The organism is Bartonella vaga (genome assembly GCF_037070895.1).
Classification (GTDB): Bacteria; Pseudomonadota; Alphaproteobacteria; order Rhizobiales; family Rhizobiaceae; genus Bartonella.
Genome location: NZ_JAYMZK010000004.1, coordinates 79,627 through 102,897 on the forward strand (window position 1 = coordinate 79,627; position 23,271 = coordinate 102,897).

The 23,271-nt window shown below is 36.7% G+C and carries 19 protein-coding genes; 7 read left to right on the top strand and 12 right to left on the bottom strand.

Annotated elements, in window-relative coordinates:
• Positions 1-8: 8 nt before the first annotated feature.
• The 4 genes from gor to WCP76_RS03975 all read right to left on the bottom strand — a co-directional run bounded on the left by gor (position 9) and on the right by WCP76_RS03975 (position 5,694).
• On the bottom strand, positions 9-1,427 hold the full coding sequence (gene gor / locus WCP76_RS03960) for a glutathione-disulfide reductase (RefSeq protein ID WP_336294386.1): 1,419 nt from the start codon (positions 1,425-1,427) through the stop codon (positions 9-11).
• Positions 1,428-1,632: 205 nt separating this feature from the next.
• The gene (locus WCP76_RS03965) at positions 1,633-2,190 is read right to left on the bottom strand and encodes a DUF2059 domain-containing protein (RefSeq protein ID WP_336294387.1); all 558 of its coding nucleotides are present in this window, start codon (positions 2,188-2,190) and stop codon (positions 1,633-1,635) included.
• A 116-nt stretch (positions 2,191-2,306) separates the two neighbouring features.
• Positions 2,307-3,011, bottom strand: coding sequence for a ribose-5-phosphate isomerase RpiA (gene rpiA, locus WCP76_RS03970; protein WP_336294388.1), 705 nt, complete (start codon positions 3,009-3,011; stop codon positions 2,307-2,309).
• Between the two features lie 418 nt (positions 3,012-3,429).
• The gene (locus tag WCP76_RS03975; RefSeq protein ID WP_336294389.1) at positions 3,430-5,694 is read right to left on the bottom strand and encodes a ComEC/Rec2 family competence protein; all 2,265 of its coding nucleotides are present in this window, start codon (positions 5,692-5,694) and stop codon (positions 3,430-3,432) included.
• 115 nt (positions 5,695-5,809) lie between these two features.
• Here WCP76_RS03975 and gltX point away from each other — a divergent pair, with 115 nt between their 5' ends.
• The 7 genes from gltX (at position 5,810) to WCP76_RS04010 (ending at position 13,741) form a co-directional block, all read left to right on the top strand.
• Positions 5,810-7,237, top strand: a complete 1,428-nt coding sequence (gltX, locus tag WCP76_RS03980) for a glutamate--tRNA ligase (RefSeq protein WP_336294390.1) — start codon at positions 5,810-5,812, stop codon at positions 7,235-7,237.
• 263 nt (positions 7,238-7,500) lie between these two features.
• Positions 7,501-8,796 carry a citrate synthase gene (gene gltA, locus WCP76_RS03985; protein WP_336294391.1) on the top strand — a complete coding sequence of 432 codons (1,296 nt, stop codon included), beginning with the start codon at positions 7,501-7,503 and terminating at the stop codon, positions 8,794-8,796.
• Between the two features lie 759 nt (positions 8,797-9,555).
• Positions 9,556-10,308: a transporter substrate-binding domain-containing protein gene (locus WCP76_RS03990; protein ID WP_336294426.1), complete on the top strand. Its 753-nt coding sequence runs from the start codon at positions 9,556-9,558 to the stop codon at positions 10,306-10,308.
• A gap of 324 nt (positions 10,309-10,632) precedes the next feature.
• On the top strand, positions 10,633-11,385 hold the full coding sequence (locus WCP76_RS03995) for a transporter substrate-binding domain-containing protein (RefSeq protein ID WP_336294427.1): 753 nt from the start codon (positions 10,633-10,635) through the stop codon (positions 11,383-11,385).
• Between the two features lie 76 nt (positions 11,386-11,461).
• A complete protein-coding gene (locus tag WCP76_RS04000; protein WP_336294392.1) occupies positions 11,462-12,181 on the top strand; it encodes an ABC transporter permease in 720 nt (239 codons plus the stop codon).
• Positions 12,181-12,888, top strand: a complete 708-nt coding sequence (locus tag WCP76_RS04005) for an ABC transporter permease (protein ID WP_336294393.1) — start codon at positions 12,181-12,183, stop codon at positions 12,886-12,888. The genes WCP76_RS04000 and WCP76_RS04005 overlap by 1 nt, the downstream gene beginning before the upstream one ends.
• A gap of 79 nt (positions 12,889-12,967) precedes the next feature.
• Positions 12,968-13,741: an amino acid ABC transporter ATP-binding protein gene (locus WCP76_RS04010; RefSeq protein WP_336294394.1), complete on the top strand. Its 774-nt coding sequence runs from the start codon at positions 12,968-12,970 to the stop codon at positions 13,739-13,741.
• Between the two features lie 28 nt (positions 13,742-13,769).
• On the opposite strand, the gene lpxB is transcribed toward WCP76_RS04010, so the two are convergent.
• The 8 genes from lpxB to WCP76_RS04050 form a co-directional block, all read right to left on the bottom strand.
• Positions 13,770-14,963: a lipid-A-disaccharide synthase gene (gene lpxB, locus WCP76_RS04015; RefSeq protein WP_336294395.1), complete on the bottom strand. Its 1,194-nt coding sequence runs from the start codon at positions 14,961-14,963 to the stop codon at positions 13,770-13,772.
• On the bottom strand, positions 14,956-15,828 hold the full coding sequence (locus WCP76_RS04020) for an LpxI family protein (protein WP_336294396.1): 873 nt from the start codon (positions 15,826-15,828) through the stop codon (positions 14,956-14,958). Before WCP76_RS04020 ends, lpxB begins: the two co-directional genes overlap by 8 nt.
• A gap of 33 nt (positions 15,829-15,861) precedes the next feature.
• Positions 15,862-16,656: an acyl-ACP--UDP-N-acetylglucosamine O-acyltransferase gene (gene lpxA, locus WCP76_RS04025; RefSeq protein WP_336294397.1), complete on the bottom strand. Its 795-nt coding sequence runs from the start codon at positions 16,654-16,656 to the stop codon at positions 15,862-15,864.
• 22 nt (positions 16,657-16,678) lie between these two features.
• Positions 16,679-17,146, bottom strand: coding sequence for a 3-hydroxyacyl-ACP dehydratase FabZ (gene fabZ / locus WCP76_RS04030; protein ID WP_336294398.1), 468 nt, complete (start codon positions 17,144-17,146; stop codon positions 16,679-16,681).
• Position 17,147: 1 nt separating this feature from the next.
• Complete coding sequence (gene lpxD / locus WCP76_RS04035; RefSeq protein ID WP_336294399.1) at positions 17,148-18,194, bottom strand: UDP-3-O-(3-hydroxymyristoyl)glucosamine N-acyltransferase; 1,047 nt, start codon at positions 18,192-18,194, stop codon at positions 17,148-17,150.
• Between the two features lie 48 nt (positions 18,195-18,242).
• Positions 18,243-20,639 (bottom strand): outer membrane protein assembly factor BamA, encoded by a 2,397-nt coding sequence (bamA, locus tag WCP76_RS04040; protein ID WP_336294400.1) that lies wholly within the window; start codon positions 20,637-20,639, stop codon positions 18,243-18,245.
• A gap of 207 nt (positions 20,640-20,846) precedes the next feature.
• Complete coding sequence (gene rseP / locus WCP76_RS04045) at positions 20,847-21,995, bottom strand: RIP metalloprotease RseP (RefSeq protein ID WP_336294401.1); 1,149 nt, start codon at positions 21,993-21,995, stop codon at positions 20,847-20,849.
• A gap of 14 nt (positions 21,996-22,009) precedes the next feature.
• Entirely contained in the window at positions 22,010-22,825 is an 816-nt protein-coding gene (locus WCP76_RS04050) for a phosphatidate cytidylyltransferase (protein WP_336294402.1), read from the bottom strand.
• Between the last annotated feature and the right edge of the window lie 446 nt (positions 22,826-23,271).

The following is a 23,271-nucleotide window of genomic DNA, read 5'->3' on the forward strand; positions in this document are numbered from 1 at the left end:
TAAAAGCTTCATCGTTTAGCATAATTATTTGCTTCTGAATTCTCTATTTTTTTCCCATTTTCATAAACATAACTTGGCTTATACATTGTCACCAATTCTTCTGCCATAGTTGGATGCACTGCCATAGTTGCATCAAAAACATCCTTTGTTAATTTTCCTTTTAGAGATATTCCTATGAGCTGCGCTATCTCACCAGCATTCTCGCCTAAAATATGGGCACCCACAACAACACGACTTTCAGCATCAACAATAAGCTTCATAAACATTTTTTCTAAACTTCCAGAAAAAGCATCGCGCATAGGACGGAAAGTTGTACGATAAACCTCAAGACGCTTATAACGGTGTATCGCATCTTCCTCTAAAATACCTACTGTTCCAATCTCAGGCTGTGAAAAAACCACTGTCGTAATTAAATCATAATCTGGCATTGTGGGCGTATTTTCAAATGCAGTTTTAACAAAGCACATTGCATCATGAATCGCAACAGGCGTCAACTGAACATGACCTGTTACATCACCAACAGCCCAAATGTGAGGTACATTTGTTGTCATTCTTTCATCAACAAGAACTGCACCACATTCATCCACTTTAACACCTGCACGCTCGAGTCCCAAACCTGTTGTATTGGGTACACGCCCTGTAGCCAACATAACCTGATCAGCACTAATCGTTTGCCCAGTTGATAAAGTAATATCATAACAATTTCCTCCAGCCTGTACATTGGAAACTGTCGTTCCATAAATAATGGAAATCCCTTTTTCAATCATCGCATCATTAAGCAACTGTCGCAAATCATGATCAAAGTTACGAAGGATTAAACCACCACGATGAAGGAGCGTTGTTTTCACACCTAATTCGTGAAAAATATTAGCAAACTCAACACCAATATACCCACCGCCAACAATTACTATTGATTTTGGGAGTTTTTTAAGGTTAAAAATTTGATTAGAAGTAAGGCATAAATTACTTCCTCTTATTGCAGTATTTGGTGCAATTTGTGCTCCGGTCGCAATTAAAATCTTTTCCGCACTTACACGCTCACCTGTTGCAGAGAGCTCCAATGTATGCTCATCCAAAAAAACAGCACGGCTTTTATAAATATGAACATTATTATTTTTCAGCCCCTTAAGATAAAGCTCTTCTAATCTTGATATTTCTTTATCCTTAGCTGCAACTAAGTTTTCCCAGCTAAAAATTGGATCAGCACATTTCCACCCAAAGCTAACACTCTTCTTGAACTCCTTTGCGTATTGGGAAGCATAAACATACAATTTCTTTGGAACACAACCGCGAATAACACAAGTCCCCCCTACACGGTATTCTTCAGCTATAGCAACACGCTTACCAAGCCCTCCAGCAAGGCGTGCAGCACGCACACCACCAGAACCACCTCCAATAACGAATAAATCAAAATCAAAAGATCCCACCGCCTATTTCCTTCTCATATGTTTACTATTCGTAACAATAAGCTATGACCATTTATTATCAAATGAAAGTCTTTTTTGTTTTTAAGTGCCCTTTAATTTTATAAAGGATCCTCTAAGAAAACCTATTTATTTTATTAAAAGCGATGGAAAACCACTACTTTTAATAAATTAAAAATTGCACATTATCGTAGCAATATCAGCCAAACTATTTTTTATTTTGTAAAAAGTCCGATTTAGCAGGTGTAATGGAGTTGTTCAAGTTAAGTGTTTCAGACATCTCCTTTTTCACATTTTTTATAAGATCCTGCATAATAGAAGAACGCCATACATCAAATGTAGAATAAGCATCACGTGCAATATTGGGAACTTCCGTCAAAAACTTTTTACCTGTATCAGAGTTATAAAATTCCGTGATTGCATCAAGTTCTTTTTGAGTAAAATATTTTGCATATACATGAGCAATCTCTTGTTCTAATCCAGAACGCCGCTTAACCAAAGCAAGCACCTGCTTATCAACAATATCAGAAATAACAGTCGCTAAATTTGGATCATCGCTGGTCAATTCATTCTTGAGATCGTGTGCTGCATTCGGTAAAAAATTATCAAACTGATCAGTTGCATGAATGGCACGTATAGCCTTTCTTGCTGAATCTAAATGGTGATCACTCACACCTTGTGCATAAGCCATTCCAATACTTGCAACAAAAACGACAACTGCACAAAAATATACACCAAAACGCTGAAAAGAAAATATTGTTTTCATTTAATGATTATCCCGATGACTAATTTATACTTTAGAATTCAAATTCGTTATTTTATCCCACATCTTTAATACCCTTTGTTTATTGCGCTAACATATTGTCATGTAAACCGCCTTCTTTAAAAATCAAATGGTTCTAAAACTTTTATTTGACCATCAGCCATAGCTACAATTGCACGCGATGCCAATCCCAAAAAAAGACCATGCTCGATAACACCAGGAATTGCAAGAAGCGCATCAGATAATGGTTTTGGCTGCAAAATACATCCCCAAAATGCATCAAAAATAAAGTGACCACCATCTGTTTCAAAAGGCTTTTCTCCACTCATTCTTAATACAACTTCTCCAGAAAGCCCTAAATCATAAGCAACTTTTTCGATAGATCTGCATGTGGTATGCAGACCAAACGGATTGACCTCTATCGGCAAAGCAAAAGAACCAAGCGTTTTCACCATCTTTGTCTCATCAGCAATAACAAGCATTGCACGAGATGCCGACGCCACAATTTTTTCATGCAACAACGCTCCCCCCCCCCCTTTAATGAGCGTCATCTCTGGACCAATTTCATCCGCCCCATCAATATCAAGATCTAATTCAGGTGTTTGTTCTAAAGTGGTAAGAGGCACCCCAAATTTACGACAGAGCTGTTCAGAATATAATGAGGTAGCAACACCTGTTACACGCAAGCCACCTGCTATACGTTCACCAAGAAAGCGAATAAACTCATTTACTGTCGAACCAGATCCAATACCAAGAAGCATATCATCCTCAACAAACTCCAGCGCTTTAATAGCCGCCATTTTTTTTAACTGTTGAACATTCATAAATTGCTTTACCTTTTACCAATAACCAGAGACATTCATTACAACTCGATGATCAAAATAAAATATTGATCACCTCAATCTTCCATAAATTTATTTATCACCTTTTGATTAAAAAGTATTAATTGTTATAAAAAGGTATTATGATAATAAAATAGAATAATTAACAATTTTTTTCTTTATACAATTTATAGATATTTTCCGTACCCAATAAGCACTTTTAGCTTATCTTCCATCATCAATAAGGTGCATACATGAAATACCTCTGAAAAATTATAAATTATTCAGATCTCAAAAAGTTATCTGTTTTTTAAAGTACGAGCAACTGATCAGCTCTAGCGGAATTGATAACCTATAACATTACAGGAGATACGCCAAAACATAACTAGAAAAGTGTATAGAATACAGTAAGCTGTATTTTTTATGAATGCCACCTGTACGTATTCCACGGTCTATGCCCTCCTTTTGAAGACCAAATGATGTCTCCACTTTTGGTCATCAGAACACTCCCCCGTGATAACAATTGTTGGGGAGTAAATACTAGAAGTGCCTTTTTGCTGCATGTTTTATTATTCATTGCAAATGTCTTAATTACGATGTCTGCCTCTACGCATTGATCTGTTTTTCCACGTAAAACAAGCACTTTTAATCCATTTTCTAATAAGGAAGTACACGCATATTTATCGCAAATGAACTGTTCATTAAACGAGGGACCATATTTCGTTGGTTTTATCATCTCATTCACACGAAATGATTTCTCCCATATGAATGTCGTGAACTTAGAAAATTGATAACGATCAAGATATAACTTCTTCTCATTGATAACACCCACAAGTCTCATATTATCTGCTATAATTAATTGGATAGGTGAATGCACCAGGCAAACATAAATACCAGCCAAAATGAAAAAACTAAAAAAGAGCCTAATGGATGTTCTATAAAAAACCAGTCCAACCAAACCTATATTCAACAAAACAAATGCAGATAACGGCATAAATCCAGGATTCAAATTAAGCGAAATGGCACTTATTGCGTGAGCAATTTTTATCACAAGATCAATACCAAAACCCATAATTTGAAGCGGTAACCACTCAAGATTCCAAAACATTGCAAGAACCGCGATTAATCCAAAGGGTATGATAAGAATTGATGTTATTGGCAAAGCTAATGCATTGCTGATAACGCTAAGAAATGCAATATTAGAGAAATGGTAAACAGCATAAATTCCACTAGCAGTCCCAGCCACGAATGAAGATACACATATTGAAACAATCGATAAAAACGCGAAATGAATTACTCCACCGTTAGCATAAGATGGTCTTATTTTTATTTTGCGAAAAAATGACCTCCCGCTCCACCATTCAAAAAACGAAATTAAAGCTCCGGTTGCGGAAAAAGACATTTGAAAACTGGGACCTAATATTTCATGCGGCGAAATAGCTAAGGTTATTAAGCCTGCGATAGAAAAATTACGCATTGTGACAGCAGAACGATCACACAATACAGCAATCAACATAACTGCAACCATCACAAAACTTCTCTGTGCTGATACAGTTACACCCGACAGTAGCAAATAAAAAAATGTCACCATTAATGCAATAATAGCGGCAATTTTTTTAATGGGATAATAGGATGAAAAAACTGGAAAAAGTGCTAAAAAACTACGGCTAATCATGAGAATTATACCACTTAATAGCATCATATGCAAACCTGATATTGATAAAATGTGCGCTAATCCAGCCGTACGTAATGCTTCATTTGTATCATTTGAAACACCGCCCCGTTGTCCTGTTATAAGAGCAGCTGCTACACTACCCTTTTCTTCTTCAATCGCCATACGGATTCTTTGTGTCATGCCTGTCCGTAAGTTTTCAATTTTTTGTAAAACTTTACCCAATATTTTATCGGGCTGTGGAACTGATACTTTTATGGGTTTTCCCAAGTACACTCCCTGAGCACCAATCCCTTTAAAATAATTATGAAAACTAAAATTGTAGCTTCCTGGACGTACCGGTCCAGAAAATGCACGAAGCTTAACTTTTCCATATAGCCCATCACCAATTACCAACCCATATGGTAAATGTCTTGCCGATAAACGAACACGATGAGGGACATGGTGTAATACCGGTTTTCCTGTATTTAAAACATCTAGAACTAAACGAAATCCACCACTTTTCTTTGACTCCATAGAAACAATTTGTCCTGTTAATGTAGTGACAATATCACTACTCAACATTGGAGTAGAGATACGCCATGTTTCTATCTTTGCGAACAAAGAACCCAATACGATACAAAATAGCAATCCCGCAATAATCCATATTCTCTGAAAAAAATGCAAAACATATAGTATTCCAAGAAAGACACCAACCAACACACCAAATTGCCCCCAACTTGGCTCCTGGTCTAAGTTAAAATACAAAATGATTCCCGTAGAAAAAAAGACTAAAATTAACGAAAAAAGAATTCCAAAAGAGATTTCTTTGTTGATGCAATTAACCAACCAATTCCAGAAAAAAATTATTGCTTTTTTCAAAAGCGTAAATAAAAAAAAATTTTTTTTGTTATAATTATCGTTATTGGAATCATAAAGGGTGAAAAGAGCATCCAACCAGTTTAAATTTGATTTTTTTATTTCTGAAATATCACTTATAAATAAACTATCTTTACCTATATTTTGATTAAACATCCACAAGTCCCTAATTTAACTTGCAATGTAGCTATTGCATACCAAATAACCTATGCTAACATACCCTTTCAATAAAATTCTATAAGTAATATATTAATTTTAAAGGAAGGTATCCGTGCCCGTTATTACCCGCTTTGCACCCTCACCAACAGGCTTCCTTCACATAGGAGGTGCTCGTACTGCCCTCTTTAACTGGCTTTATGCAAAACACACTGGCGGAAAAATGCTTCTGCGAATTGAAGATACAGATCGAGAGCGCTCAACAGAAGCAGCTGTAAAAGCCATTATAGATGGCTTGCATTGGATGGGACTAAGCTATGATGGTGCTCCTATTTCGCAATTCGAACGAGCAGAACGCCATCGCCAAGTAGCTGAACAGCTGGTAAAAGATGGTAAAGCTTATTACTGCTATGCTTCTCCTGAAGAGTTAGCTGAAATGCGTGAAAGTGCTCGCCTAGAAGGTCGTCCACCACGTTATGATGGGCGTTGGCGAGACCGTGATAGTTTTAAAGCTCCTAAAGATATTAAACCTGTTATTCGCATCAAAGCACCTCAAGACGGGGAAACAATAGTGCACGATCGCGTTCAAGGCAATGTTCGCTTTCCTAATAAAGATCTCGATGATTTTATTATTTTGCGTTCCGATGGCTCGCCAACCTATATGCATGCCGTCGTCGTTGATGATCATGATATGGGAATCACACATATTATACGTGGTGACGATCACCTGACAAATGCAGCCCGTCAAACAATCATCTTCAACGCCATGGGATGGGATATTCCCGTTATGGCGCATATTCCACTTATTCACGGTGAAAATGGAGAAAAATTATCAAAACGTCATGGCGCACTAGGTGTTGATGCCTATCAAACAATGGGGTACCTTCCTGCTGCTTTGCGTAATTACCTAGTTCGTTTAGGCTGGAGTCACGGTGATGATGAATTAATTTCAATCGAAGATATGATTTCTTGGTTTGATATTAATGATATTAATAAAGGTGCAGCTCGTTTTGACTTCAAAAAACTAGACGCCATTAACGGACATTATATACGCATGAGCAAAGACCAAGATCTTTTTGATGCGGTCCTTAATATTCTGCCAAAAATTGAAGGTGGATTGGAACTAATTCAAAGACTTGATAAACAACGCCGTGCTCAATTTTTAGAAGCTATACCAAATTTAAAAGAACGTTCCAAAACACTACACGAACTCATTGACAATGCTTCTTTCATTTTTACGCAACGGCCATTACCTCTTGATGAAAAAGCGAAAACATTCTTGGACGACAATGGTAAAGCCATCTTAAAAGGCATCTATCTTGCTCTGAAAACTTGCCCCAATTGGGATATAAAAACGCTAGATGAAACTCTTCGATATTATGCACACACACAGAATCTCAAATTTGGAGCTGTTGCCCAACCGCTTCGAGCAGCCCTCACAGGACGTACGACATCCCCTGGAGTTTTCGATGTTCTATTTTTATTAGGACCAAACGAATCTTTTAATCGTATTAATGACCAACTTATCACAACCGCAGACTAACTACACGTATCTAGATACATGTAACAGAATAGCTATTAAGTAAAAAACACTTCAACATAAACTGAGAGCTAAATTTTAGCTTAAATAAGCGAAATACATATTTGATGAAATTGCAATTAAAAAATATTTTTAGATTGCATGTGTCAACTTTTAGAGTAAATCTAGCTTCAACCTAGATAGGAACAAGCTTCCATTTACATATCTCCCTATCTGATGAAGCAATGTCTTGATTTTTAGTGCGAAAAATCTGAAAGGAATATCTAATGTCTGAGCATAAAGCACATATCACAGTGAATAATAACAAAATAGAACTCCCCGTACGTAAAGGTACTGTTGGTCCTGACGTCATTGAAATTGCTTCTCTCTATAAAGAAACAGGTGCTTTTACCTATGATCCTGGTTTTACCTCAACTGCTTCTTGTGAATCAAAAATAACTTATATTGATGGTGATAAAGGAATATTACTGTATCGTGGTTACCCTATCGACCAACTTGCTGAAAAAGGAGACTTCCTTGAAAGCTGCTATCTTCTGCTGCACGGTGAACTACCAACAAAACAAGAAAAAGTCGATTTTGACCACTGTATCATGCAGCATACAATGATACATGAGCAGTTTGCACAATTATTCCATAGCTTTCCCCGTGACTCTCATCCTATGGCCGTCATGATTGCATGTCTTGGAGCCATGTCTGCATTCTATCACGATTCTATTAATATTACAGATCCTCAACAAAGAATGATCGCTTCTATTCATCTCATTGCCAAGATTCCAACTCTTGTAGCCATGGCGTATAAATACAGTATTGGACAGGCTTTTGTTTATCCACGCAATGACCTTACTTATGCTGAAAACTTTCTTCGTATGTGCTTTTCCATTCCTTCTGAAGACTATAGAATCAATCCAGTATTTGCTAAGGCTATAGATCGAATATTTATCCTTCATGCGGATCATGAACAAAATGCTTCTACATCCACTGTACGTCTTGCAGGATCATCGGGCGCTAACCCGTTTGCATGTATCGCAGCAGGTATTGCATGCCTTTGGGGACCAGCTCATGGTGGAGCCAATGAAGCATGCTTAAAAATGCTACAAGAAATAGGCTCCGTCAAAAAAATTCCTGAATTTATTGCTCGCGCAAAAGATAAAAATGATTCTTTTCGTCTTATGGGTTTTGGTCATCGCGTATATAAAAATTATGATCCACGCGCAAAAATCATGCAACAAACCTGTCATGAAGTCTTAAAAGAACTGAACATTCAAAATGATCCACTTCTTGATATAGCTATCGAACTCGAAAACATTGCGCTAAATGATGACTACTTTGTTGAAAAACGACTTTATCCTAACGTCGATTTCTATTCTGGCATTACACTAAAAGCTCTAGGTTTCCCAACTAAAATGTTTACTGTTCTTTTTGCATTAGCACGCAGCGTTGGCTGGATTGCACAGTGGAAAGAAATGATTGAGAGTTCCTCACAAAAAATTGGCCGTCCACGCCAACTTTATACAGGTCATGCTATGCGTGAATATGTTTCCACAGATAAACGCATACACTAAAAAATAAAAAACCGATCAATAAAGTTTCAATTTATTGAAGCTTTATTGGGGGTAATCAACTACTCTAATCTAAAAATATTTTTAGTAAACTTTTGTCTTAAAACTCTTTAATTATAGCTATAATATTATTACAAAAGTCGTGATGAAAGTTTTCTAATAACCTTCACAAATGGATAGTCTAGAATCTAAAATATTATTTTAGCAAATCAGTAACACATTTTCCCGGAATATATAAAAATTTCTGACTTGTAATTTTAAATTAAACACATCACTCTATATATAAAATAGCTATAGTCACATAAGAAAAAGCCAAGTAATTGCAAAAACTGCACCCCCTGCTCCTAAGAAGCATCATAAATGTACTACCAAAGTGTTTTTTTATACCTCAAAACTTATTAGACCTCTTCAGTGGATTAAAAAAATATGAAAAGTAGTCTTAAAATTTTCTCACATCAAATGGCTCTTTAGCTATAAAGTGCGATAGAAATACCGTTGTGTGCCTACAATAGCCCCATACAAAATTTTTCTTAAGGCCACCTATTAGAGCAACATGCTTGTTTAAAAAAAAATCAAAAAAGAAATTTATTCTGATGTTTCTCTATATACAAGTGGCTCACAATACCCATTATGAGAATAGTATTTATCGGAATGATAGCAAAATGAACATCAATAAATTTTTACATTGCTCCTAAAAGATCTTACAGATTATAAAAGTACATGATGAACTAATATTTTCCGCTTATTCAACAGGAGAACATGATGAAATCGTTAGCTGTAGCTCTTATAGTAAGCGCAACACTATTCGCCCAATCACTCAATGCCAAAACGCTAAGAATTGCAAGTGATGCTTCCTATCCCCCATTCAGTTACATTGATTCAAATAACAAACTTCAAGGTTTTGATATCGATATATCTTATGCACTTTGTAAAAAAATGAACGTTGAGTGCACGATTATCACTCAGGATTTTGAGGGAATGATTCCCGGACTTCTTGCAAAAAAGTACGATGCTATCATTGCTTCCCTCTCTCGCACACAAGAGCGCTTACAAAAGATCGACTTCACAAATCCTTACTATAATACAGAACTCGCTGTAATTGTTACAAAAAATTCAGAAATTAAAGAGATTTCTGTAGAAGCTTTTAAAGGTAAAAATCTTGGTGTGCAATCAAATACAACACAAGCTTCATACGCAGAAGATCATTATGCTTCTGAAGGGGTGAATATTAAACTTTATCCTACCGCAATAGAAGTTAATCGCGATCTTTTAAGCCATCGACTTGATGTGGTCATCTTTGATAAATTACAAGCCTTAAACTGGCTAAAAAATGAAGGAAAAAATTGCTGCCAACTTTTAGGAACTTTGGAAAAAACAGAGTTTCCGATTGCAATTGGCATACGAAAAAATAATAGCGACCTAAAAAATAAATTCAATGAAGCTATAAAAGAGATTCGCCTAAACGGAACTTATGATAAAATTATGAAAAAATATTTTACAGTTGATACTTATTAGATCTCAATATGAACTAAAATTAAATAGACTGTTTATTTCTAAAAAATATTATCTAACCCTTTGATGAGATATGCAAAATAATTGAAAATTTAGCATTGTTATCATTTGTTGTAGGAAAAACATTTGTTATTTATCAAAATAAAAAAATTATTCTGATGTTTCTCTATATACAAGTGGCTCACAATACCCATTATGAGAATAGTATTTATCGGAATGATAGCAAAATGAACATCAATAAATTTTTGCATTGCTCCTAAAAGATCTTACAGATTATAAAAGTACATGATGAACTAATATTTCTCGCTTATTCAACAGGAGAACATGATGAAATTGTTAGCGGTAGCTCTTATAGTAAGCGCAACACTATTCACCCAATCACTCAATGCTAAAACGCTAAGAATTGCAAGTGAGGGTTCCTATCCCCCATTCAGTTACATTGATTCAAATAACAAACTTCAAGGTTTTGATATCGATATATCTTATGCACTTTGTAAAAAAATGAACGTTGAGTGCACGATTACCACTCAGGACTTTGACGGCATGATCCCCGGACTTCTTGCAAAAAAGTACGATGCTATCATTGCTTCCCTCTCTCGCACACAAGAGCGCTTACAAAAGATCGACTTCACAAATCCTTACTATAATACAGAATTCGCTGTAATTGTTACAAAAAATTCAGAAATTAAAGAGATTTCTGTAGAAGCTTTTAAAGGTAAAAATCTTGGTGTGCAATCAAATACAACACAAGCTGCATACGCAGAAGATCATTATGCTTCTGAAGGGGTGAATATTAAACTTTATCCTACCGCAATAGAAGTTAATCGCGATCTTTTAAGCCATCGACTTGATGTGGTTATCCTCGATAAATTACAAGCCTTAAACTGGCTAAAAAATGAAGGAAAAAATTGCTGCCAACTTTTAGGAACTTTGGAAAAAACAGAGTTTCCGATTGCAATTGGTATACGAAAAAATAATAGCGACCTGAAAAATAAATTCAATGAAGCTATAAAAGAGATTCGCCTAAACGGAACTTATGATAAAATTATGAAAAAATATTTTACAGTTGATACTTATTAGATCTCAATATGAACTAAAATTAAATAAACTGTCTATTTCTAAAAATATTATCTAACTCTTTGATGAGGTATGCAAAATGATTGAAAATTTAGCATTGCTATCATTTAGCAATGGCGGTTGGGGTTGGGTTATACTTTCTAGTGCAGGAATGACATTGTCATTGGCTTTGTGCTGTGGGCTCTTAGGATTTCCGTTAGGTCTTCTAGGAGCAGTGATGATTCAATCCAATATCAAGATAGCTAAAACGATAGCTACCCTTTTTTCATCGATATTCCGTGGCTTGCCAGAACTTTTAACCCTATTTTTAGTTTACTATGGCTTACAAAATATTATTCAAATTATTCTTGATTATCTTAATATTGAAATAATATTTAGTATAAACGCTTTTGTTGCCGGTGTTCTTGCACTCAGTATGGTTCTTTCAGCCTTTTCTTGTGAAGTCTGGCTTGGAGCATTCAATGTTTTTGATAAAGGCCAATATGAAGCAGCAAAAGCTCTAGGACTTTCGAACTCAACCACATTTTTTCGTATTGTCTTTCCTCAACTCATTCGCAATGCCTTACCGGGGCTTTCTAACAACTGGCTTACTTTGCTTAAAGATACATCTCTCGTATCAACCATTTCACTGGTTGACCTTATGCGACAAACTAATTTAGCTGTTGCAACCACTGATAAACCTATGTTGTTTTATCCGGTTGCATGCTTAATTTATTTGTTATTTTCAGCGTTTTTTTCTACGATCCTGCGCCATTTGGAAACATACACTAAAACAGGATACCGAAAGGTTTTGAACTGATGATCCCTGAATGGCTTTATTTCCTTTTTAATCCTACTATTCTAAATCGTTACGGGCTAAAATTTATTGATGGATTTATTGTTACCTTTGAGCTTGTTTTTATTGCTTGCTCTGTGGGTTTTTTTCTTGGTATGCTCATTGCGTTTGTACGTTTATCACATAATAAGTTTTTACAATATATTGCACATGCTTATGTCTATTTTTTCCGTGGATCTCCTTTATTAGCCCAACTTTTTCTCTTTTACTACGGACTTGGTTCAATGAATGACTTCTGGAAACAAGTTGGTCTGTGGTGGTTCTTTCAAAATGCATGGTATTGTTGTCTTTTTATTTTTGCACTCAATTCTGCTGCCTATCAATCTGAAATCTTTAAAGGAAGTTTTCTATCAGTAAAGACTGGACAACATGAAGCATCAAAGGCATTAGGCTTGAGCAGTTCTGTAACCTTTTTTAAAATTATTCTCCCGCAAGCAATGGTTTTAGCATTACGGCCTTTAGGAAATGAGTTTATTTTAATGATTAAATCCAGTGCCATTGCCTCACTCATCACTATTTATGATTTGATGGGAATTGCCAAACTAACTTATTCGCGTACATTTGACTTTCAAGTTTACGTTTGGGTAGCTCTTATCTATCTTTTTATCGTTGAAATAATTCATCGTTTTATTGTTTTTATCGAACATCGTCTAACCCGATATTTACGCTAAATAAAATGATCACGCCAATCGTTACCAAGACAAATTGTTAAATTAATAAATTTATTGATCAATGAAAGAATACAACAAGATGAATTTGGAAAATAATAAATCTATTCATACCTCTAAAAAATCCGTGATTTCTATTCGAAATTTAAACAAATGGTATGGAGATTTCCAAGTACTCTACGACATTAACTTCGATGTTAAAATTGGTGAACGCATCGTTATCTGTGGTCCTTCCGGATCTGGAAAATCAACTTTGATTCGGTGTATTAATCAATTAGAAAAAGCACAAAAAGGCTCAATTTGTATCCATAATGTTGATATTCACACTGCCCCTCTATACCAGCAAAAAAATGTTCTGCGTAAAATAGGAATGGTCTTTCAAAACTTTAATCTATTTCCCCATATGAGTGTCATACAAAATTGTATTTTAGCACCTATGACAGTTCAAGGGCTTTCTCAACAACAAGCAAAAGAACGTGCAGTCCGTTATCTTGCAGATGTTGGAATTGAACAGCACTGTGACAAATATCCTTTACAACTTTCTGGTGGGCAACAACAGCGTGTTGCAATTGCCCGTGCACTTTGTATGGAACCAGAAGTGATGCTTTTTGATGAACCAACATCAGCTCTTGATCCAGAAAGTGTCGGAGAAGTTTTAGAAGTTATGGTTCAATTAGCAAATACAGGTATAACTATGCTCTGCGTTACCCATGAAATGAGCTTTGCTCGCGAAGTTTCAGAAAGAATACTCTTTCTAGAAAATGGAAAAATTATTGAAGATACAACATCTGATGAATTTTTTACCAACCCTAAAAGCCAACGCGCTTGTGATTTTCTTGCTAAAATTAAACATTAGGCAGAAACATTGTTGTATTTACAAAATTTTATTTAGTCCTGTTGTTTTTTAGAAGAGTTATAATCGTTTGTGCCCCAACCATTCCTGAAGGTAATTCAGTTTTCATTTTTTGTTCCACAACCTCAAAAGCATCGAGCTGCGCTTTTCGTAATAAAGGATTATACAAAAGTTGTTCTATCTGCCGTGCCAACATACCAGGGCGTAGAAATTCATTGAAGTATTCCGGAACGATAGGCTTATCAGAAATGATATTTGGAAGAGCAGCACTCCATAACCTCACTTTGGAAAAAATGAATAATTTTGACAAATAATCAAGCTTATAGCAAAGAACCATAGGAATTTTTGCTAACGCTAATTCGAGTGAAGCTGTCCCAAGTGCTGAAAGTGCAACATCTGCATCCGCAAAAGCACGCCATTTTGCATCTTCACCAACAACAATTTCCACTTTATTTTCCCAGCTCTGTACAAAACCATAAACCTTATTCACCAAATATGGCAAAGTTGGTAAAATAATGCGTAAATTAGGGATGCGTTCTAAAAGGAGTTTTACAACTTCTCGAAAAACAGGCATTAAGCAACGAATCTCTAAATTGCGTGATCCTGGTAAAAGAACCAATGTAGGCGATGAAGTTTGTTTAGCACACAAATATTTTTTTTCTGAGCGGTGTTTTCTTTCTTCTTGAACAGCTAAAAGTGGAGGATAAGTTAAAAGACGATGTCCAATATAAGTAGTGGCAGGACCTTCAAAATCCTTCATAACCTTTTCTTCAAAAGGAAAAATTGCCAAGACATGGTCAACAAATTTACGCATAACCTTAGCGCGCTCTGGACGCCATGCCCAAACGGTTGGGGCAATATATTTAATAATAGGAATAGAAGGCGCTAAGATACGCACTTTTTTTGCAACGCGATGGGTAAAATCAGGGCTATCAATAATAAGTAAACAATCGGGTTGTTCTTGTACAATAAACTTAGACAAATTGTGAATACGAATCAACAATGATGGTAGTTTTTTTAACACTGCACTTAAGCCTATTAAAGCAATCTCACGGAAATCAAAGACGCTTTTTAAACCCAATGCCTTTAAATGCCTTCCACCCACACCAATTAAATGAATATCGCAACCCGTCTGCTGCGATAAAAAAGAAATTAAATCTGCTCCAAGAGCATCACCAGATTCCTCACCTGCAATGACAGCAATTTTTAAGGAACGATCATTCATGATCAACCTTTTCAAAGGTTTCTATAAAAAGAGAATATTGGTTAGCTTTTTCTATTGTTGTTTTCATCGATAATATCAAACTTCTATTTGCCTCCACCGCAACACCAGACAACCCACTCTTTGCAATATTCATTATTGTCACAGGTCCAATTGATGGCAAATCAACGCGATGATCCTGTTGTGGTTTTGCACATTTTACAAGAACACCACCTTTAGACGGAATTTGTCCTCTTTCGCGCATTTCACAAACCCGCCATAGCATATTATCGGTTCCTTCTGCTCCCTCGACCGCAATCACCCTCCCATTGATAGCTACAGCTGCTTGCCCTATATCGAGCTGACCTAAACGCTTTGCTGCCCTCGCTGCTAAGAAAATATCTTTTTTCTCTTTTTTAGTAGCTCTCCGTGATGTTAAATTAAACTTTATTGGAGCTAAAAGATCTGGAACTATTTCATGGGCACCAATAACACAAAAACCATGCGCTTCAATAACCCGTATAAAAGCTTTTAGTAACGCGTCATCCCCACTTCTTAAAGCCCAAATTAACTTAGGTAAAGCTAAAAACGTAGTCCAATCCAGCCGTAATTGTGTAAGAAGTGGTCGTTTTTTAACACCACCGGCCAAAACAATATTACAAATCCCAGCTGTTTTCAAAATTTTAACAAGTCGAGCTAATTCAACAATTGACAATTCGCAATGCTCATAGCGGTAAAGCACAGCATCTGCTTCATCACGCAAAAGAACAAGAAAAGGATTCTGTCCATATTTTTCAAGCTCCTGAGCTACATTGATAGGCAAAACACCATTACCGGCTATGATAGCAGTTCGACCGGAAAAAAAAACTCTGGCATCGGAGATAGACATCTCTTAGTCCTTACTCGCTTTTATTCTGTTCTCTTAATATTTAGGTGTACAATAAAAACGTTTTCCTTCTTCCTTAATAAAATCCACCACATCAAGAACAGATTGAGAATTAGAATAGAAAGAAGAAACATCGCTTACACGCTCTTTAAACGGTTTACTACGATCAAAAAGCATAGCAACCGCGTGACGTAATGCATGAATATCTTTACGCTCAAGACCTGCACGTTTCATACCAATGATATTTAGCCCAGCAAGTTTTGCCTGCACACCAACAGCTGTTCCATAGGGAATTAGATCGCCGACCAGTGCAGATACACCGCCAACAAATGCATGATGCCCAATGCGAACAAATTGATGAACAGCAGAACCACCACCAATAATAACATAATCATCAACAATAACATGACCAGCAATCATCACATTATTCGCGAATGTTACGTGATTTCCTACATGGCAATCGTGAGCAATATGCGCATAACAAAAAAATTGGCAATTATCACCAACAATTGTCATCCCCATACTCGAATCAGAGCCTCTATGCATTGTAACTCCTTCACGAATCGTACAATTTTTACCAATAGAAAGAGTTGTAGAGCCTCCTTTATGTTTATTATTTTGCGGTTCAGCCCCCAAAACTGCATGTGAAAACACTTTACTATTGGCTCCCAACGTTGTCTTCCCCATTACCACAACATGACTCATCAAACTGCATCCATCACCAATAACAGCCTCTGAACTAATATGACAAAACGGCCCAACGTGTACATTCTCACCAAGCTGCGCCCCCTTCTCCACAAGAGCAGTTGGATGGATTCTCGTACCGGACATTCTTAAATTCCCATTATATTATTTACTCTTCTTTTATGATCATTGCAGCAATTTCGGCTTCAGCAACGCAGATGTCCTCTACTTTTGCAACACAAGAAAAACGCCTCATGCCAGATCTCTTTTTTAAAAGCTGAACATGAATCTTTAGCTGATCACCAGGCAAAACTGGTTTACGAAATTTCGCATTATCAACAGTCATAAGATAAACTAGATTCGTCTGCTTATAACCTAACCCTAAAAGTGAAATTGCTCCTGCCGTTTGTGCCATAGCTTCTAAAATTAGTACTCCAGGCATAACGGGTTTTTCAGGAAAATGTCCCGAAAAATATGGTTCATTAATGGTTATATTTTTTATACCAATAGCTCTTTGCTCACCATCAATTTCAACTATGCGATCAATCAATAAAAATGGATAGCGATGGGGTAATATTGATAGCAATTTTTCAATATCCACAACCTCTAAATCTTTAGCCTTTTCGGTGTTGACCATATTAGCGTTTCTCCTTTTTTACTTTGCCAATATTACGCAACGCCGCCACTTCACGAAACCACTGTTTAAGCGGCCGCGCTGGACTTCCTCCCCACTTTTCTCCATCTGGAATATCATTCATAACACCACTACCAGCAGCAATCTGAACACATTTACCTATAACTATATGATCTGCTACCCCAACGCTTCCACCAAGTTGAGACATATCACCTATAGATGTACTCCCAGCAACTCCACATTGTGCGGCAATAAGACAATAACGACCAATTTTCACATTGTGAGCAATCTGCACCAAGTTATCAATTTTGCTCCCTTCACCAATGACGGTATCTTCAAATGTTCCTCGATCAATCGTTGTATTCGCACCAATTTCCACGCCATTCTCAATGATAACACGACCAAGTTGTGGGATTTTCTCAATTCCGGAAACACTACCAACATAACCAAAGCCGTCTTGTCCAATGCAGACCCCAGGATAAAGCTGGACTCTATCACCTATTAAAGAATATTGAACGGTTACCTTTGGGGCTATATAGCAATCACGCCCAATACGGCAATTTTCACCAATAACAGCGGTAGATGAAATAAGAGTCCCTGCACCAATTTCAACATTTCGACCAATAATAGCTCCCGCTTCAATACACACATCATGTGCAAACTTAGCACTTGGATGAATATGCGCATGCGGCGAAATTCCTCTCTTCCCAAACCAAGGCATGGGCTTAACAGAATCAGGAAATAAGATACGGCCAATCTGAGCAAAATCACGCTGTGGTGTGGATGTCACCAAAATTGCCATAGATTCAGGAACTTTAAAAACAATTTCATTTGTACAAAAAACTGCAACCGCAGAACTACCTAATAGAGCATCAGAAAACTTCCGATGCTCTACAAACACAAGAGAACCCTCTACAGCACTCTCAAGTGAAGAAAGAGTATTTATAACTGTGTTAGAAAACTCTGGATTAAGAAGTTTTGCACCTGTCAACTCCGCAACATTAGCAACCGTCAATCGCCGGGACGGCATAAAAAAAAATGTATCCGCCATTAAAATACTTTCTCTCCAAGCCTAACCCATTCTTTAGAATAACTCAAATCAGAATTTTGTAGAAATACCAAAGTTGAATTGCTGCAACTGATCACCTTCCTGCTTTCTTATTGGCCAAGCATAATCAAAACGCAGCGGACCAAACGGTGAATCCCACATCAAACTCACACCTGCAGATGAACGCCATGAACTTTTTATATTGGTAACAGACGCTTCACCCTGCACAATTGGCTGATAATTATTACCATAAAGCGTTGCAGCATCTGCAAATAAAGCACCACGAAATCCCAACTCCTCAGGCACAAAAGGTATAGAAAATTGCACTTCAGCAGTTGCATTCATATACTTCGTTCCCCCTAAGAAATAAACTTCACCTTTATTCGAAATCTGACGTGGACCTATTCCATTATATCTAAAACCTCGAATCATATCAGAACCAGCTTTAAACATATCGAAGATACGAACACCCTCATTGCCTATTTTGTGGATATAACCACCACCAAAAGAAAGCAACCCAACAAGATCTACCTGTTCAGAAAGTGTCCTGTACATCATCGCTTTACCAGTCGTCTTCAAGAACTTTGCATTCCCACCAAGTCCTGCATACTCCTGAAGAACATGAACATACCAACCGTTATGGGGATCTCGTAGATCGTCAATAGTATTATAGGTCAAACCATAACTAATTGATGAACGTTTCCACGGACTTTGTTTTGCGGCTTGGACAATTGCACCAGAATATTTTTCATATAACTCTCTTATATCCTTTTCTTTGTTGAAATCATAATCTCCACCAAAATCATATTCTTCCTGCACATAAGAATAGGATAAACTAGCAGATAATTGACTATTAATAGGCACCCCAAAGCGTAGCGCTCCACCTGTTTCTCGTACATCATACGCATTATCAGCACGATAAGTCTTGCGAAAAAGACTAACACCAGAAGACAAATGATACCCCAAGAAATAAGGATCAACAAATGACAAATTGTAATTACGGGATTTTTCTTGCCCAGCTCCTAAACCTAAACGAAAATACTGACCCCGCCCTCCAAGACTATGCTCGGTAACAGATACTTCCAACGACATACCAGGACTTGTACCACCCGTCGTATACCCTCCGGAAAAAGAAAGGTCTCCTGTTGGAGCTTCAACTACATCTATAACCAAAATAACCTGATCAGACTGATCCGTCGGAACCATCGAAATGTTAACCGCTTTAAAAAAGCCCAAACTTTCTAAACGACGTTTTGCCCGTTGTATTAAAGTTTGATTGTAAGCATCCCCTTCATTTAAATCAATCTCACGGCGAATGACATAATCACGCGTCCGTTCATTACCACGCACTTCAATGCGCTGAATATAAGCCCGCGGACCTGGTGCAATGTTATACAAAATCGAAATTGTATGATTCTCTAAATCACGATTCCCTCGTGGTTCAACTTTAACAAAAGCATATCCAGAATTAGCAACCTTATTATTGATAATCGCAACAGACTGCTCAATGTTCTCTGCACTATAAACATCGCCTGATTGGGTTTTAAGCATCCTCTTAACAGATTGAAGGTCAATTCCAGAAATATCGCTTTCAACCTGAATATCACTAATTTTATAACGCACACCTTCATCGAGAACAAAATAAACTTTGTATGCATTAGTAGCCTCATCAAAAGTTGCTCCAGAGGAAACAATACGAAAATCGGCAAAACCGCGATTATAATAAAAACGACGTAGAGATTCCTCATCAGCAGCTAAACGCTCTTTACTGTAAATATCTCCTCCTAACAACAATGTAGATAATCCTGAAGGCTTCGTAGAAATTACATCACGCAAACGATGGCTACCAAAAGCGTGATTTCCCTTAAAAATTATATTGCTAATCTTTGTCTTTTGGCCTTCAACAACATTAAAAACTACGTTTACACGCCCTTTTCCCAAGTTAATGGTTCGCACTGTAACCACAATATTGTTACGACCAACAGTTTTATAAGCTTCGCGAATCGTCTTAACATCAGCTGAAAGCTTAGCAGAATTAAAAGGTTCATTTGCTTTTAAAGAAATAAATCGTTTAAGATCAGTATCCTTAATAGATTTATTTCCCTTAAACAACACCTGATTGACTACCTCATATTCTTTGACAAAAACAACTAACTTATTTCTAACCTGATTTATTTTAACATCATAAAACAACCCTAATCCGAAAAGATTCTTCACCGCAGCATCCAAATCACCACTGGAAAAGCTCTGTCCAGCTTTAATGCCCACATTATCTCGAATTACCTGAGCACTTACCAATTTGTTCCCGTGAACTTCAATAGAATGGACGACAGACGCCTGCACTTCTCCAACCATTGCAACTGACATAAAAACTGTTGTTGGAGCAATCAACCCTATCCCCAATACAAACACAGATACTGCATTTAAAAACTTCGAATTTTTACTCATTGACTTTTTTTACCCTATACTATTCCCTTGACACGTTTCTTCAAAAAGCTAACTGCTATCGCGCCTCTCTTATTCACGGTGAGACCCTTTGCCCCTTAGTGAACATTATAACGGGCAGCGCTACAATATTCTATGAATACGGTAAACGACCATTAATTTATATTCTTCTACTATTACCCAATTTATAAAATGTTTTCCATAATTTAATTAGCCAAACCAACAAAAATAATCATTTAAAAATGCAAAGATCATAAATAGGAGAACGACAAAAAAGCCTATACGAAATACAGTTTTTTGCATTTTAGTTGAAATTGGTTTCCCCACGAAGATCTCAATCAGGTGAAATAATAAATGCCCACCATCAAGTGGTGGAAGAGGAAAAAGATTAATAAGTCCAGTACTTATCGAAAGAAAAGCCGCAAAATTTAATAAATGTATAAAACCTGTTTCACTTACTTTCCAAGCAATTTTAATAGTCTTAGAAGGCCCACTGAGCCGACAATAATCTTCTTTACCCTTTATTAAACGATTAATAAAAAAAACTGTTTGAGTAACGATGAACGTAGCACGTTTTGATGCTTCTCTTACAGAGCTCAAGAAGCCATAACGAATATGTTTTACATAAGCTGGATCTAAACGCGTAGGATTATCTGGATCAATAGGAACCCCTACACCTATAACTCCACTTTGAACCTGATTACCAAACACATCATCTCGTTCAATTAGCTTTGGTGTAATCACCGTTGTGAATAAACGCCCCATGCGCTCCATTTTAAATTCTATAGGATTTTCACCATGGAAAGTCACATAATTCATTAAATCTTCAAAACTTTCAACTTGTTGACCATCCATTTCAACAAAACGATCACCCAATTCCAAACCGGACTGAACTGCAGGAAAATCTTTTACCAAAGAACCAACAACTGGCTCAATAGCTACACGACCATAAATAAAGAAAAAAAATGTTAAAATTACAACTGTAAAAAGCGCATTAAATAGGGGACCAGCAAAAACCGTTGCAGCTTTTTTCCAAGCATGCGCACTGGAAAATGAACCATCAACTACCGGAGATGATTGGGACGATGGCACAGCAGCTTCCGTTTCATCTCCAATAAACTTTACATACCCCCCTAAAGGAATAACTGCTAAACGCCACTGTGTACCACACTTATCTGTATACCCTACGATTTGTGGTCCAAATCCCAGTGAAAAAACCGATGCCTTAATACCACACCACCGCCCAATAAGATAGTGCCCAAATTCATGCACAAAAATAATAACCACAACGACGAAAAGAATACCCAAGCTTCTTAAAAAAACATCACCTATAGCAGTCATATGATTTAAAAGTTCCAAAGTATTTTCTCCAATTAAATCATATAAAAAAGATTAAAAGGTGTATCCATACTAAACATAAGCGAACCAATTAAATAAAGAAGAAAAGCAGCTCCAACCAATCCGTCCATACGATCCATAAACCCACCGTGTCCAGGCAATAAAGAACCAGAATCTTTAACAGAAAATTTCCTCTTTAGCCCCGATTGTCCTAAATCACTCATCTGCGAAACAATTGATAAAAGGAGAGTAAGAAATGGTAGAAAAAAACTGGGTGAATTTATATCAAAAAACTGAAAAGCAATCAATATACCACCGGAAACTCCAACAAACGTACCACCAATCGCCCCAGACCATGTTTTATTGGGAGAAAATTGTGGTGCTAATTTAGGACCACCAAGCAAACGTCCGATAAAATACCCAGCAATGTCTGTTCCCCATACTATCGTCAGTAAAAAAATAACAACCCGAAACCCTAACGCCTCATGTCCCCGCAAAAAGGATAAAGCAACGACTGGAAAAGATGCATATAAAAAACCAAAAAAAACCCAACCACTCTTTTTCACAGTTCCAACAACCAACAACGCTGCCAAAACTATCAAAACACAAAAGATCAAAAAAGCAGGTAAATTCGATACCAAAAGTGAACCAAAAACCACATAAAAAATAGCTGATAATACCTTCTGTGAAAAACACCACTTCTCTTGAGTGATACTTATCCATTCATAAAGAATAAAACCGCCTATACCCCATACAAACAAAAAAAATAGAGTCCCTCCAACCCATGCTAAAGACAAGGTCATAATGCCAAAAACTAAAGCCGTTATAATACGATAAACAAGATTAGACAAAACAAAATCCAAACAATAAAAACAGAAAACACAAGCCAAAAACTTGACCTCAGAAAAAACTCTGCTGCGCAATATCTTTATATTCACACCTTTGCAATTTTTTCATAATTTAGCACAGATGAGCTAACGTACAAAGACAGCGCTTATAAGATAAATAAGTTAGCAAAAACTTATTTCAAAAGGCTATATATAAAAATAAACTAAAAATATGATTCTAAACGTTTTATAAATCGTAAAAAATGAAAAAGCTTCCGATTACTGCTATAATTTAGGTCTGGTTATTTACCTCAAACAGAAGCACTCTTCCATAAAACTATCAGTTATATGCTTAAAAATCACAAGTAAATTACACAAAACGATGATCATGTGACCTATACCTCTACCTCTCTAAATAACTAACAAACGAGAAAAGAAAGACTATGGCATATTCTTAAGCACCCCCATCT

Excerpts from the sequence above, each read along its gene's own strand:
- WCP76_RS03965 (WP_336294387.1), bottom strand. The coding sequence starts at position 2,190 with ATGAAAACAATATTTTCTTTTCAGCGTTTTGGTGTATATTTTTGTGCA.
- rpiA (WP_336294388.1), bottom strand. The coding sequence starts at position 3,011 with ATGAATGTTCAACAGTTAAAAAAAATGGCGGCTATTAAAGCGCTGGAG.
- WCP76_RS03975 (WP_336294389.1), bottom strand. The coding sequence starts at position 5,694 with ATGTTTAATCAAAATATAGGTAAAGATAGTTTATTTATAAGTGATATT.
- gltA (WP_336294391.1), top strand. The coding sequence starts at position 7,501 with ATGTCTGAGCATAAAGCACATATCACAGTGAATAATAACAAAATAGAA.
- WCP76_RS03990 (WP_336294426.1), top strand. The coding sequence starts at position 9,556 with ATGAAATCGTTAGCTGTAGCTCTTATAGTAAGCGCAACACTATTCGCC.
- WCP76_RS03995 (WP_336294427.1), top strand. The coding sequence starts at position 10,633 with ATGAAATTGTTAGCGGTAGCTCTTATAGTAAGCGCAACACTATTCACC.
- WCP76_RS04000 (WP_336294392.1), top strand. The coding sequence starts at position 11,462 with ATGATTGAAAATTTAGCATTGCTATCATTTAGCAATGGCGGTTGGGGT.
- WCP76_RS04005 (WP_336294393.1), top strand. The coding sequence starts at position 12,181 with ATGATCCCTGAATGGCTTTATTTCCTTTTTAATCCTACTATTCTAAAT.
- WCP76_RS04010 (WP_336294394.1), top strand. The coding sequence starts at position 12,968 with ATGAATTTGGAAAATAATAAATCTATTCATACCTCTAAAAAATCCGTG.
- lpxB (WP_336294395.1), bottom strand. The coding sequence starts at position 14,963 with ATGAATGATCGTTCCTTAAAAATTGCTGTCATTGCAGGTGAGGAATCT.
- WCP76_RS04020 (WP_336294396.1), bottom strand. The coding sequence starts at position 15,828 with ATGTCTATCTCCGATGCCAGAGTTTTTTTTTCCGGTCGAACTGCTATC.
- lpxA (WP_336294397.1), bottom strand. The coding sequence starts at position 16,656 with ATGTCCGGTACGAGAATCCATCCAACTGCTCTTGTGGAGAAGGGGGCG.
- fabZ (WP_336294398.1), bottom strand. The coding sequence starts at position 17,146 with ATGGTCAACACCGAAAAGGCTAAAGATTTAGAGGTTGTGGATATTGAA.
- lpxD (WP_336294399.1), bottom strand. The coding sequence starts at position 18,194 with ATGGCGGATACATTTTTTTTTATGCCGTCCCGGCGATTGACGGTTGCT.
- bamA (WP_336294400.1), bottom strand. The coding sequence starts at position 20,639 with ATGAGTAAAAATTCGAAGTTTTTAAATGCAGTATCTGTGTTTGTATTG.